At 42.6% G+C, this 13700-nt stretch carries 14 protein-coding genes and 1 tRNA gene; all 15 read right to left on the bottom strand.

What is annotated here, in order from left to right:
- On the bottom strand, window positions 1–447 hold a 447-nt coding region (locus O3626_RS06760), incomplete at its 3' end, for a hypothetical protein (RefSeq protein WP_371496019.1).
- Between the two features lie 80 nt (window positions 448–527).
- Window positions 528–613, bottom strand: a tRNA-Leu gene (locus O3626_RS06765).
- Between the two features lie 124 nt (window positions 614–737).
- The gene (locus O3626_RS06770) at window positions 738–2351 is read right to left on the bottom strand and encodes a CTP synthase (RefSeq protein ID WP_227197919.1); all 1614 of its coding nucleotides are present in this window, start codon (window positions 2349–2351) and stop codon (window positions 738–740) included.
- 173 nt (window positions 2352–2524) lie between these two features.
- On the bottom strand, window positions 2525–3220 hold the full coding sequence (locus tag O3626_RS06775; RefSeq protein WP_371496021.1) for a B3/4 domain-containing protein: 696 nt from the start codon (window positions 3218–3220) through the stop codon (window positions 2525–2527).
- 387 nt (window positions 3221–3607) lie between these two features.
- Complete coding sequence (rpoE, locus tag O3626_RS06780) at window positions 3608–4192, bottom strand: DNA-directed RNA polymerase subunit delta (RefSeq protein WP_003010182.1); 585 nt, start codon at window positions 4190–4192, stop codon at window positions 3608–3610.
- 371 nt (window positions 4193–4563) lie between these two features.
- Window positions 4564–5847 carry a trigger factor gene (gene tig, locus O3626_RS06785; protein WP_021154454.1) on the bottom strand — a complete coding sequence of 428 codons (1284 nt, stop codon included), beginning with the start codon at window positions 5845–5847 and terminating at the stop codon, window positions 4564–4566.
- 128 nt (window positions 5848–5975) lie between these two features.
- On the bottom strand, window positions 5976–6539 hold the full coding sequence (locus O3626_RS06790; RefSeq protein ID WP_371496024.1) for a TIGR01440 family protein: 564 nt from the start codon (window positions 6537–6539) through the stop codon (window positions 5976–5978).
- A 3-nt stretch (window positions 6540–6542) separates the two neighbouring features.
- Window positions 6543–7013, bottom strand: a complete 471-nt coding sequence (locus O3626_RS06795) for an ECF transporter S component (protein ID WP_049491359.1) — start codon at window positions 7011–7013, stop codon at window positions 6543–6545.
- Complete coding sequence (locus O3626_RS06800) at window positions 7003–7764, bottom strand: bifunctional hydroxymethylpyrimidine kinase/phosphomethylpyrimidine kinase (protein WP_049472741.1); 762 nt, start codon at window positions 7762–7764, stop codon at window positions 7003–7005. The genes O3626_RS06795 and O3626_RS06800 overlap by 11 nt, the downstream gene beginning before the upstream one ends.
- A complete protein-coding gene (gene truA, locus O3626_RS06805; RefSeq protein ID WP_371496028.1) occupies window positions 7757–8503 on the bottom strand; it encodes a tRNA pseudouridine(38-40) synthase TruA in 747 nt (248 codons plus the stop codon). Before truA ends, O3626_RS06800 begins: the two co-directional genes overlap by 8 nt.
- 145 nt (window positions 8504–8648) lie before the next feature.
- Window positions 8649–9782, bottom strand: a complete 1134-nt coding sequence (gene dnaJ / locus O3626_RS06810) for a molecular chaperone DnaJ (protein WP_371496030.1) — start codon at window positions 9780–9782, stop codon at window positions 8649–8651.
- Window positions 9783–9940: 158 nt separating this feature from the next.
- Window positions 9941–10573, bottom strand: coding sequence for a DJ-1/PfpI family protein (locus O3626_RS06815; protein ID WP_371496032.1), 633 nt, complete (start codon window positions 10571–10573; stop codon window positions 9941–9943).
- A gap of 66 nt (window positions 10574–10639) precedes the next feature.
- Window positions 10640–11080 (bottom strand): hypothetical protein, encoded by a 441-nt coding sequence (locus O3626_RS06820; protein ID WP_371496034.1) that lies wholly within the window; start codon window positions 11078–11080, stop codon window positions 10640–10642.
- A gap of 1 nt (window position 11081) precedes the next feature.
- On the bottom strand, window positions 11082–12908 hold the full coding sequence (gene dnaK, locus O3626_RS06825; RefSeq protein WP_371496036.1) for a molecular chaperone DnaK: 1827 nt from the start codon (window positions 12906–12908) through the stop codon (window positions 11082–11084).
- Window positions 12909–13167: 259 nt separating this feature from the next.
- On the bottom strand, window positions 13168–13692 hold the full coding sequence (gene grpE / locus O3626_RS06830; protein ID WP_371496099.1) for a nucleotide exchange factor GrpE: 525 nt from the start codon (window positions 13690–13692) through the stop codon (window positions 13168–13170).
- Window positions 13693–13700: the final 8 nt, after the last annotated feature.

Consider the following 13700-nt stretch of genomic DNA (forward strand, 5'->3'; position numbering starts at 1 on the left):
ATTCTCTTCTTTAAAATTTTTTAGTGAAAGGAGAAAGGCAATCCCGCAAATCACAAGGAGTACTGCTACAACCCATTGAGAATAGAAATAAGCAGCAAATAATTGACTGTCGGTGAACATTTTTCCAAGAAGCCCGTTTACCAATCTAAAAAGAAAAGGAAAGGTGTCAGGTACAGCAAGAAATATCGCAACAAGTAGAATAAAGCCTGCCATCAAGAAAAGATTGGGAATCCACTTTTTAATCCTTTTCTCTTTTCTGAGCAAATACTTAGAAGCAATCGCTGCTAGAAAAACGAGGACATTCCATATGTTTAAGGCGATAAAATATCTAAAAGTATCCTTGTATGCGCCTATCGCCATAGCTAAAATCATAATAGGACCGAAAAAATTAATGGCACTTCCCAATAGTGCAAAGAGGCCATCGACCAAAACAAGATACTTCTTCATATTCTCACCTCATCTCACATCTATTCTACCACAAAGGTTTCGAGAAACAAAAAAAGACAGCCGAAGCTATCTTCATCCGATGCGGAGAGAGGGACTTGAACCCTCACGACCTAAAGCGGTCACAGGATCCTTAGTCCTGCGCGTCTGCCAATTCCGCCATCCCCGCGATTGAGTACTTTACTAGTATATCAATCAACAACTTTTTTGTCAAGATTTTTTTCAAACTTTTTTCAGGGTTTGTCATTTTTTCACAAAAAGGGATCAGGTTTCTCGACCTGATCCCTTGATTTTTATTTGCTATCGTGATTTTCAACTGCTGCTGTGATAAAGGCTGTGTAAAGTCCTTCTGGGCGGTTTGGACGGCTTGACAATTCTGGGTGGTATTGGCAAGCGACAAAGAATTTGTTTTCTGGGATTTCAACGATTTCGACCAAACGGTTGTCTGGTGAAACGCCTGAGAAGACAAAACCTGCTTCTTCGAACTGTTCACGGAAAGCATTGTTAAACTCATAACGGTGACGGTGGCGACGTTGTACCACTTCTTGATTGTCATAGGCTGCAGCTGCTTTTGATCCTCGTTTGAGTTTAGAAGGGTAAAGACCGAGACGGAGCGTTCCTCCCATATCTTCCACATCGATCTGGTCTCGCATGATATCGATAATCGGATACTTGGTTTCTGGATCCAATTCGGATGAATTAGCCCCTTCCAAGCCTAAAACGTGACGGGCAAATTCGATACAGGTTAACTGCATCCCCAAGCAGACACCCAACATTGGGACGTCCTGTTCACGCGCATACTTGATGGCTTGAATTTTTCCTTCTGTTCCCCGTTGACCAAAACCACCTGGGACGATGATTCCATCAGCATCTCCAAGGAGTTCTGCCACATTTTCGGCTGTCACATCATTGGCATTGACCCAATTAATCTTGACTTCAGCATCATTGGCATAACCTGAGTGCTTCAATGCCTCAACGACAGAAATGTAGGCATCTTGTAATTCCACGTATTTTCCAACTAAGGAAATCTTGACTTGCTTCTTGAGGTTCATGACCTTATCGACCATCGCAGACCATTCTGTCATATCTGCTGCAGGAACATTCAATTTCAAATGGTCACAAACGATTTGGTCCATATTTTGTGCTTGCAAGTTCAATGGGATTTGGTACAAATGTTCCACATCAAGTGACTCAATGACAGCTTCTGGTGCGACATCACAGAATTGAGCCAACTTGTTCTTAATTCCTTGACCAGCTGGTTTTTCTGTACGGATGACCAACATATTTGGTTGAATCCCAAGACCACGCAATTCTTTCACAGAGTGTTGGGTCGGCTTGGTTTTCATTTCTCCCGCAGCCTTCAAGTAAGGAAGAAGGGTGGTGTGGATGTACATAACATTTTCAGCCCCAACATCTGCCTTCATTTGACGAAGAGCTTCAAGGAATGGAAGGGACTCAATGTCTCCAACGGTTCCCCCGACTTCTGTGATGATGACATCTGAATCCGTCGTCGTTGCTGCTCGTTTGATTTTCTCTTTCAAGGCATCTGTGATATGAGGAATGACCTGTACAGTTGCTCCCAAGTATTCTCCACGACGTTCCTTACGAAGGACCTCACTGTAGATTTTTCCTGTCGTCACATTTGAGTACTTATTCAGATTGATATCAATGAAGCGTTCATAGTGACCAAGGTCCAAGTCTGTCTCTGCACCATCGTCTGTGACAAATACTTCCCCGTGTTGGTAAGGACTCATCGTCCCTGGGTCGATATTGATATAAGGGTCAAATTTTTGGATCGTCACTTTCAATCCACGATTTTTAAGCAAGCGACCAAGACTTGCTGCGACAATCCCTTTTCCGATGGATGATACGACACCACCCGTGACAAAAATATATTTTGTTGACATGTGCTTTCCTCTTCTTCTAATGTTGTAGAGGCCATTCCCCTTTGCAGAAAAAACAAAAATAGCCCCCTAATCGCTAGGGAGCTCCGACATCAAAATGAGGTGCCCGAACAATATCTTACCGCAAATGGTCTACTTTGTCAAATTGAAAATTTCATGAAAATGACTTTCGCTGTTTACACGACCTTTTCCACTCCATTTTGTGTGACGAGAAATTTCTCAAATTGAAGCTGAGGCATGCAAAGAGCAAGGTCCTTATGGATTCGCTCCAGTGCTTCTAAACGCATCTCGACTGACGTCTCGGTATTTCCTTGGATGACAAAGAGGGCGTTTTGCGTAGTCTCCTCAAATTTGTAATGGTCACTATCGCGTACATCCAACCAAGCCAGAACTCCTTTTTGATCTCTATAGACGGGATCTGTCGGTGCTACATGCTTTTCGCTAGAAAGGATCGGGAGAAAGAGATCTTCTCTTTGACTCACTGTAAATTCAATCGGACCTTCAATCTTATCCAGATCATGTCCTCCGATCGCGAGAAAAGACTTCAGAGATTCGACATTATAGATATCGATGATGCTATTGATCTGAGGAAGAGCTCCTCGATGCTGGATGTTTCGGATAAGAGCTAGGACTGTTGGCGGATTTTTCTTGATGCTACGCCCTACTTTTTGCAAGAGGTCTGTATAGCCTTTGACGACAGGGGATGCCGCTACTTCTTCTGTCTGACACTGGAGCGCCCATTGTTCAACTGCTTTCTTCTTTTCAAGAAAAGAAGGGGGCAAGACTGCTTGGGAATCCACATTTCTAGCAATTCCGACCACAACCGTATCAATACCAAGAGCTACTAAACTTTGATCTAAATGAAAGTCCATCTGAATACCTCCTATTTGGGAATCCTTACACGTTTATTATACTCCATTTCGTCACTTTTTTCAATGCAAACAAAAAGAAACAAGGAACAATTGGTTTTTTTTCAGAAGATAGATAAACTATTTTTATTGACATATAAGTCAATAAATTACTTGCAAACCATCCTCTACTTTTGAAAAATCAAAGGATATTCTGAAACTTTTCGCCGTGAGAAAAGTGCCTGAAACTTCATAGCTTCAGGCACTCGGAATTATTGAGACTTAAGGCTCAATAATTAGTCATGGAACTTCATAGAAGTTCGCTGACGTCCGTACTCACCTAAGGAAAGTTTCTGGGAAAACTTCGTCTTCAATAAAAAAACAAGGAACAATTTCCTTGTTTCATATGATTTATTCTTCTTCCTCGTCTTCAGAATCCTCTTCTTCGTCGTCTTCTTCGCTCAATTCAACTTCTTCACCCAAATCATCTGGTACGATTTCATTGATTTCAGCATCGTAAGCTTCGACTTCACTCTTTTCATCATCTGGATTCTCTTCATCATATGAAAGAGCTGGATCTGCTTCGTAAACTTCTTCGTCTTCTGGATCGTCGTCGTTGTAGTCGATCGCATCTTCGTCTCCATCCATGAAGGCATTGACACGTTTTTTCTTGCGTTTCTTAGGAGTTTCATCTTCGTCTGTTTCTTCAAGAGCGATGATTTCCTCGTCAACTTCATCGATGGCATACCATGAACGAAGACCCCATTTGTTATCTCCAAGTGGGATAAAGCTTCCATCGACATTCAATTCTGTGTAGAACAATGGAAGAGCTTCACGGATCTCGCTGTTTGATTTTTCAAGGTAATTTTGAATTTCATTTACAAGATCGCTAAAGTACATTTCATGGTCACGTCCGCGTAATTCCAAAATCGCACGCGCCACTTCAATCATAGAAAGTTCACTTTTTTCTTGTCCAGCAAATACTTCTAATTCCAAGGGTAAATCTCCTTATGTTTCATTTCCTAAATGGAGAAGGATCCGGTCTTAAACCTCATCCTATCCTCGATGATAGATTGAAAACTTCTCGTCACTAAATCTATCACGCATTTTATCGTTACACTCTATTGTACGATAAATTTCCCCTTTCGTCAAAGGAAAATTCCAGGATTCTCCATGAAATCAGAAAAGGGAGTGGGAAAGAACTCCGACTAGTTAAAAAGAGTTCGTTTTCCCACCCCCGCACAGTTGATTAGGTCATCTTTGGAGCTTAAAGGCGAACAAAGATGCCAATCAACCACTGCGTCATACAGTTATTTCTATCCAACATCAAAGGCTGAACAGTTGTTGTCCAGCCTTTTTAATCTCAATTATTTTACTTTTGCTGTGCTTGTGATTACGTTCACGGCTTTCTTCACTGTGATGTCATGTTTCAACATTTCTGGTGAAAGAAGGTTGCGAACTTGTTCAACTGGCATGTTGTAATCTGCTGCCAATTGTTCGATTTCAGCATTAATTTCTTCTTCAGTTGCTTCAAAACCTTCTGCTTTGGCTACTGCTTCAACTACGAGGTTTGTCTTCGTGCGGCTTTCAGCTTCTGCTTCATATTGTTTGTGAAGATCATCTTGAGTTGTTCCAGTAATTTGGAAGTACATTTCAGGTGAGATCCCTTGACGTTGCATATTTCCAAGGAATTCGTTGATTGAACGGTGTACTTCTTCGTGGATCATTTCTTCTGGAAGTTCAACGATTTCAGCATTTTCAACGGCAAGATCGATCGCTGCTGCTTCTACTGCATCGTTGTATGCTTCTTCTTTTGCTTCTGCCAATTCTTTGCGGTATTTTTCTTTCAATTCAGCAAGAGTTTCAACTTCTTCATCGATGTCTTTTGCCAATTCATCGTCAAGAGCTGGTACTTCTTTTGCTTTCACTTCGTGGATAGTTGTCACGAATTTCGCTTCTTTACCTGCAAGGTCAGCTGCTTGGTAGTCTTCTGGGAATGTTACGATCACGTCAACTGTTTCACCAGCAGAGTGTCCAACCAATTGGTCTTCGAAACCTGGGATGAATTGACCTGAACCAAGTCCAAGTGAGAAGTTGTCACCTTTACCACCGTCGAATTCAACACCATCGATAGAACCTACGAAGTCGATTACAACTGTGTCGCCTTCTGCTGCAGCACCTTCTTTAACAACCAATTCAGCCAAATTGTTGCGTTCGCGTTCGATACGAGCATCCACATCAGCGTCTGTTACTTCTTTAGAAACTTCTACTGATACTTCAAGGTCTTTGTAAGCACCCAATTTTACTTCAGGTTTTGTTACAACAGCTGCTGTCAATGTCCAGTCTTGACCTTTTTCCATAGATACAACATCGAAAGTTGGTTGTGCTACAACTTCGATTCCAGCTTCTTTAACAGCTGCTTCGTATGCTGCTGGAAGAAGATCGTTCAAAGCATCTTGGTAAAGAGCTTCTTCACCAAAACGTTGGTTGAAGATTGGACGTGGAATATGACCTTTACGGAATCCAGGTACGTTCAAGGTTTTCTTAACAGACTCAAACACACGGTCCAAAGCAGGTTTGATTTGCTCTTGACTGATGGTGAAAGTCAATACACCGTGGTTAGTTTCTTTGTTTTCAAATGATACAGACATTCTGTCTCTCCTTAAAATAATATAGTCATTCCTTATAATTTTACCACAAAACTTTGAAATTGCAAGTTTTAAAACGTTTTTGCCTCTCTTTTCATCCAAAAAAACTAGCCCTTAAAAGCTAGTTCTATTTATGATTTTCGGATAGGATCATCTAGGTAGAGAGCACGGGCACCACCGATCAATTTTGGCCGACTAGCGAGGGCTGTGACATGGGCTTCCCCTAGTTCACGTATAACAGGGCGAATCGGAACTTGTACGTGCTTGACGTGCATCCCCACTGAGGTATCTCCGATGTCTAAGCCCGCTTGGGCTGTGATAAATTCCACTTCGACAGGATCCTTGAAATACTTAAAAGCAGCGAGTTGTCCAGCTCCCCCTGCATGGAGACTAGGAAGGACATTGACGATTTCTAGCTCCTTCTTGTCTGCTAATTCCCGCTCGACCACCAAGGCGCGATTGAGGTGCTCACATCCTTGTACCGCTAGATAAATCCCTCTTGGATTCAACTCATCTAATAAGGTCTGGACAATAGCTTCAGCAATGTCGATGTTCGAGGCCTTTCCAATTTGCCCTCCTGCAACTTCACTTGAAGACATCCCGAGAACTAGAATCTGTCCCTGATGGAGACGGCTTTTTGCCAAAACATCTACCAGGATTTCTTTTGTATCCTTCTTCAGTTGCTCCAAATCCATGAATTAGTTTCCTTTCTTTTGGAAGGCATAATAGACCACATAGCCTAAAGCCATTCCGACAAAATTCTGAGCAAGGTTATTTGGAATGTCCGAGATAGCAGCTCCCCATCCATTGCCTAAAAGGAGGGCAGAAGCTAGTGCGTAACCGCCTACCATGACGACTGTCGCAAGAAGCAAGCCTAGGTAACGGGCTTTTCCCTTGAAGCCAGCGAAATAGCCTTGGCCCCCGTGAAAGAGGAGGCTAAAGAACATCCACTGAGGATAGCCTGAAATCAGATCGAGTAGGAAGGCTCCGACACCACCTACAATCGCACCTTCCTTGCGTCCAAAATAAAAGGCTGTAAAATACACTCCAAGATCTAACAGGGTGACAATCCCTGTGGGAGTTGGGAGTTTGGTATAGTAGCCAAGTACAACTGTCAAGGCTGTCAAAATGGAAAGGCGGGCAATGAGTTGAGTTCGATTAGATGTCATATTGTACTACTCCATACTGGTCTGAATGTTGAATCGCTTGGAAGACAAAGTCTTTAGAGGCTTTAACAGCTTCAAGCGGTGATTTCCCTTTTACCAACTGGCTGGAAATGCTAGACGCAAAGGTACAACCAGCCCCTGTATTGTTCTTTTCTAGGACTGGCTCTTCAAAGATTGTAAAATCTTGTCCGTCATAAAAGACATCGATGGCCTTTTCTTTATTGAGACGATTGCCCCCTTTGACCACGACATTCGCTGCTCCCAATTCATGGAGCTTACGAGCAGCCTCCTTCATATCATCGAGCGATTGAATCTTGCTTTGGGTCAAGATCTCAGCCTCTGGTAAATTTGGTGTAATGATGGTCACATAAGGGAAGAACTTGATCAATTCATCTCGAAGGGCTGACACTTCCACATCATGGCTTTCCTTGCAGACCAAGACAGGATCGAGCACTACTGGGATATCTGCATGAGCTTTGACATAGTCCAAGGCTAAGTCTGCCACTTCAACATTTGGCAAAAGACCGAGTTTAATAGCAGAAAAAGGGACATCTTTTAGGGAGTTGAGCTGTTGAGCAAAGGTCGTCGGATCCACCGGAATCACTTCAAAACCGTGCTCAGTCATAGCTGTCAAACAAGTCACTGCTACAAAGCCATGCTGTTTGTTGGTCGTATAGGTTGCCAGGTCTGCGTGAAGACCTCCCCCACTAAAAATATCATTTCCTGAAATTGCGAGAATCAATTCATTACTCATAACGTATCTCCTTTAAATATAAGCCATTTGGCGCTGCTGTTGGACCTGCTAGATTGCGGTCCTTCTTTTCCAAAATCAGATCGATCTGCTCGATCGGCATCCGATCATTTCCAATCTTCAACAAAGTTCCCACCATATTGCGGATTTGCTTGTAGAGAAAGCCATTGCCCGAAAAGGTAAAGAGCAGGCGATGATTTGCCCTATCCTCGACCAAGCGAGCCTCTGTAATCGTACGAACCTTGTCTTCCACACTGGTTCCTGAAGCGGTGAAACCGGTGAAATCATGGGTTCCCTCCAACTTTTGGATGGCTACTTGCATCTTTTCCACATCCAAGGGGTAGGGATAGTGGGTGGCATAGTGGCGCATCATGGGGTTCTTAGGACGACCATAATCCACGATGAATTCATAGGTTTTGCTGTGCTTCTGGTAGCGTGAGTGAAAGTCATCTGCTACTTGCTCCACCCGAATGAAATCAATATCCTCTGGGGTCTGGGTATCCAGAGCAAAGCGGAGCTTCTCCTCATCCCGCTCTTGGGGGAGATCAAAATGAATCACCTGCCCAAGAGCATGGACACCTGAATCGGTTCGACCCGCTCCATGAACGGTGACAGAGCTTCCTTGATTGAGACGCGTCAAGGTCTTCTCGATTTCTTCTTGTACACTGCGGGCATGCGGTTGGCGTTGGAAACCTGCAAATAGCGTTCCATCATAAGAAATAGTTGCTTTGTATCGTGTCATGGTTTTATTTTAGCAGGATATAAAAGGGGATACAAGAGTGAAAAAAGAAAACTGTCCGGGTACAGTTTTGCAAGCAAAAAAGAAGGTTCTTGAAGACCGTCCAAAACAAAACGAGCTCCTTAGTCAAAAGGAAACTCGTTTATTCTTATAAGTCATCTAAAGCATCTTTGACCTTATCAAAGAAGCCTTTTTTCTTTGGGTTGACCTTCAAATCACTTGCTTCCGCAAAGGCTTGAAGGGCTTCTTTTTGCTTGTCATTTAAACCAGTTGGGGTGACAACATTGACAGACACATATTGATCTCCCATGGCACCACCACGTAAGCTTGGAGCACCTTTTCCGCGAAGACGGAATTTTTTACCGGTTTGGGTTCCTTCAGGAATCACCAAATCGACATCTCCGTGAACAGTTGGCACATGGACCGTATCTCCAAGAGCTGCTTGGACAAAGTTCAAGTCTAACTTGTAGTAGATGGTTGAGCCATCTCGTTCGAAGCGATCGCTCGGCTCTACACTGACAACGACATACAAGTCACCATAAGGTCCACCATTAAAGCCTGCTTCTCCTTGACCCGCTAAGCGGATTTGTTGACCTGTTTCAACTCCTGCAGGAATCTTGACGTTCACGCTATGGGCTTGTTTTTCATGACCTGTTCCACGACAAGTCGTACATGGATCTTTGATTTCTTGACCACGGCCATGACAGACATCACAGGTCACTTGACGGCGCATCATTCCAAGAGGGGTTTGCGTATCTACATTGATAACCCCGGAACCATGACAGCGTCCACAGGTTACCGGACTAGTCCCTGGCTTAGCTCCTGAACCGTGACAGGTATGACAGCTTGCTTCACGATGGTACTTAACTTCTTTTTCAGCACCAAAAATCGCTTCTTCAAACTTGAGATTAACTCGGTATTGGAGGTCATCCCCTTGACGAGGCGCATTTGGATTACGACTTGCACCGCCTCCAAAGAAGCTAGAGAAGATGTCTTCAAAGCCACCAAATCCAGCACCATCAAAGCCACCAAATCCACCTGCTCCGCCACCGAAGCCACCATTAGCCCCCGCAGCACCATATTGGTCATATGCAGCCCGTTTTTGCTCATCACTCAAAGTCTCATAAGCTTCTTGAACTTCCTTGTACTTTTCCTCAGCACCAGGCTCCTTGTTGATATCTGGGTGATATTTTTTAGATAATTTCCGATAGGCTTTCTTGATCTCGTCTTGAGATGCATTTTTAGAAACGCCCAAACGGTCATAAAATTCAGTATTGTTCATAATTCAAGATACAAAGGGCGTCAAACGGACACAGCCAAAATAGAAGTTTTGACGACGGACGCTTGCGTCCTAGAAAAAACTATCTTTTTGGCACCGTCCGTAGCCCGTGTTCAGTTGAGAACACTTTTTGTTCCTTTCTATAATTTTCATGCACATCTTTAGAGGTTGTTTTCTATACTCTGCTTCACTTGATCAAACTCTTGGTCTGATAGAGTAAATAACAAATCCTCTTCAGCGTACTCGTTCTGTTCTTTAAAATAGTTGTCCGTATTTTCTGCCAGCCCTAGACTAAGAATCAGTCTCCTTGCAAACTCTTGATGGGCAAATCCTATAGCCGTAATGATTTGTTTATCTTGCACAAGGACTTTCGGTTGGAAATTTTCACGTGGAAGAAATTCAAAATAGTCAAAGAAGTTTTGCCAAATGCCACCTGTAAATTTCGTGTCCTTCAACAGACCTGCTTTGGCCAATAAAAGGGGGGCTGAAGAAATGGCTGCAATTAAGATATCTCGCTCACCAAGATCTCTCAAAAACGAAATCAATTTTTCATCCTGTAGGGCAGGTCCTATGTTGACCATTCCTGGCAAAATCACGCAAGAATACTCTCCTATACGGATTTGATCTAGTGTTTTCGTCGGTTGACAGGGCAAGCCATCCTCAGAAACCACCATCGAATGATCTGAAGCGGCATAATCAATCGTACTATCAAAAGACAGAGCTAAAGTACTCGTTAAAGCAGTTATCTCGTAAAGAGAAAAATTAGGATAAATGATACAAAGTACTTTTTTCATACGCAGCATCCTCTATTTTACCGAAAAACAGAGGCTGGGTTGCAACCTCTGGATTTCTTTATTTTATTACGGTTTATAATTTTCTAAAAAGTATAGAACTCTATTCATGTTTGTCCATTCCTTTTCAGATTTTGAACTTAAACGACGAATCCATACCAATCGGAGCAAATACAAGATTACAATAGCACTCGATATATACAGAGGTAAATTAATAACTCTAGGATCTTTTTCTGATAGTTTAAATGGAATTGAAATAGCAAGTGTTAATGTTGCTGCAACCGTCGGTGTGAAAACGGAAGACAAAATATTATTTAATGATGAATCCATTTGTTCCGAGCGTAACCTAGCTACATGAATTTTTTCCTTGTATAATTCTAATTCATCTACACGATCAATTGTGAAATATTCCCTTATTTGACTCTTGGTACTTTCTGGATCTTGTCTTGCTTCTTTGCAAAGTTGATTATATAGATCAACATGGTTTCTATTTGTAAAATCTAATGTCATCTTACTTTTCAGTAAACTCTCCGTCTACGACGTCATCGCCGCCTGCGTTTCCTGTTGTTTGTGCGCCTTCAGCTCCTGCTTGAGCTTGTTGCGCTGCTGCAGCTTGTTCGTAGAGTTTCACAGCCAATGCTTGAGCTTTTTCGTTAAGAGCTTCCAATTTAGCCTTCATTTCTTCAAGGTTACCTGATTCTTGAGCTTTCTTAAGATCATCCAATCCTGCTTGAGCAACATCGCGTTCAGCATCAAAGCCTTTGCCTTCAGTTTCCTTGATTGTCTTTTCAGTCGCAAAGATGGCTTGGTCTACTTCGTTACGAAGGTCAACTTCTTCTTTACGTTTCTTATCTGCTTCAGCGTTAGCTTCCGCATCTTTCATCATTTTTTCAATTTCTTCATCTGTCAAACCTGAGTTTGATTGGATAACGATTGTTTGTTCTTTTTGAGTTCCAAGGTCTTTCGCTTTAACAGATACGATACCGTTCTTATCGATGTCGAATGTTACTTCGATTTGTGGGATACCACGAGGTGCAGCTGGGATATCAGTCAATTGGAAACGTCCAAGAGTCTTGTTATCTGCTGCCATTGGGCGTTCACCTTGAAGAACATGGATATCAACGGCTGGTTGGTTATCTGCTGCAGTTGAGAAGACTTGTGATTTAGATGTTGGAATCGTAGTGTTGCGGTCGATGAGTTTTGTAAATACTCCACCCATTGTTTCAATACCAAGTGACAATGGTGTTACGTCAAGAAGGACAACGTCTTTCACATCACCTGTGATGACACCACCTTGGATAGCAGCACCCATAGCAACCACTTCATCAGGGTTCACTGATTTGTTTGGTTCTTTACCAGTTTCAGCCTTAACAGCTTCTACAACAGCTGGGATACGAGTTGAACCACCAACAAGGATGACTTCATCAATTTCTGACAAACTCAAGCCAGCATCTGAAAGGGCTTGACGAACTGGAGTTTTTGTACGATCTACGAGTTCACGAGTCAAATCGTCGAATTTGGCACGAGTCAAGGTCATTTCCAAGTGAAGAGGTCCAGCAGCTCCTGCAGTGATGAATGGCAAGCTGATTTGAGTTGAAGTGACACCAGAAAGGTCTTTCTTCGCTTTTTCAGCTGCGTCTTTCAAACGTTGAAGAGCCATCTTGTCTGTTGACAAGTCGATACCATTTTCTTTCTTGAATTCTTCAACCATGTAGTCGATGATTTTTTGGTCAAAGTCGTCACCACCGAGTTTATTATCCCCTGCAGTTGCCAATACATCAAAGACACCATCACCCAATTCAAGGATAGATACGTCGAATGTACCACCACCAAGGTCGAATACCAAGATTTTTTCTTCTTTATCAGTCTTATCCAAACCATAAGCAAGGGCTGCTGCTGTTGGTTCGTTGACGATACGTTCTACTTCAAGACCAGCGATTTTACCAGCGTCTTTAGTTGCTTGACGTTGTGCGTCATTGAAGTAAGCAGGAACTGTGATAACAGCTTTGGTTACTTTTTCACCAAGGTAATCTTCAGCGTAACCTTTCAAGTATTGAAGAATCATAGCTGAGATTTCTTGTGGTGTGTATTCTTTACCGTTAGCAGAAACTTTTTCAGAAGTACCCATCTTAGATTTGATAGAGATGACTGTATCTGGATTTGTGACTGCTTGACGTTTTGCAGCGTCACCAACGATGATTTCACCATTTTTGAATGAAACTACAGATGGAGTCGTGCGGTTTCCTTCTGGGTTTGCGATGATTTTTGATTCAGTTCCTTCAAGAACTGCCACTGCTGAGTTTGTTGTACCTAAGTCAATACCGATAATTTTAGACATGTGTTTTTCTCCTTGTTGATTTTTTCTTCTTTTTTCTTTTTGATACTCTTCTTAAGTGGCGACGCCGTCAGAGCTTGACTTCGTCAATCTCTTTGACTAAACTTTGAGCCTAAGGTCTCAAAGTTTGCGAAGATAGCGCCACGGCGAAGAGTATCTCCTTTGGTTCGCTTCGCTTCTTACTATTGGTGAAGCTGAACCATTGTTTATCTTTCTTTCATAGTTTAGTGTCGTTTCGGACAAGGTTTTTAAGTTTTCTCGCCTAGTTGAACACTACTACCATGGCTGGGCGTAGGATGCGGTCATGGAGTTTGTAGCCTTTTTGGAAGACTTGTGCGATGGTGTCTGCTGGATGCTCGTCATCTGCAGGTAAGGTTTGGATGGCCATGTGGTAGTTATGGTCAAAGGCTCCATCTGCTGGAATTTCTTCGATACCTTCTTCTTTTAAGGCATGTACCAAACTTTCTTGGACCATTTCCAAGCCCTTCTTCACATCATCTGTCAACCCTTCGACGGCAAGGGCACGTTCGAGGTTGTCAAGTGATGGTAAGATCGCTTTTGCCAAATCTTGGCTACGGTATTTTTGTAATTGTTGACGTTCTTCATTGGCACGGCGCTGAATATTTTGCATCTCTGCATGAGCACGAAGGTATTTATTTTCAAATTCCTCAGCACGCGCTTGTGCTTCTTCTAACTCAGAAGGTTGATTGCTTTCCTTAACAACTTCTTCAGTTGTCTCGGCAACATCCTCTTCTTTCACGCCTTCTTTTTTGATATCTTCTGTCAAGGCATACA

It is taken from the genome of Streptococcus sp. 20925_1_77 (genome assembly GCF_041432125.1).
In the GTDB taxonomy this organism is placed as follows: Bacteria; Bacillota; Bacilli; order Lactobacillales; family Streptococcaceae; genus Streptococcus.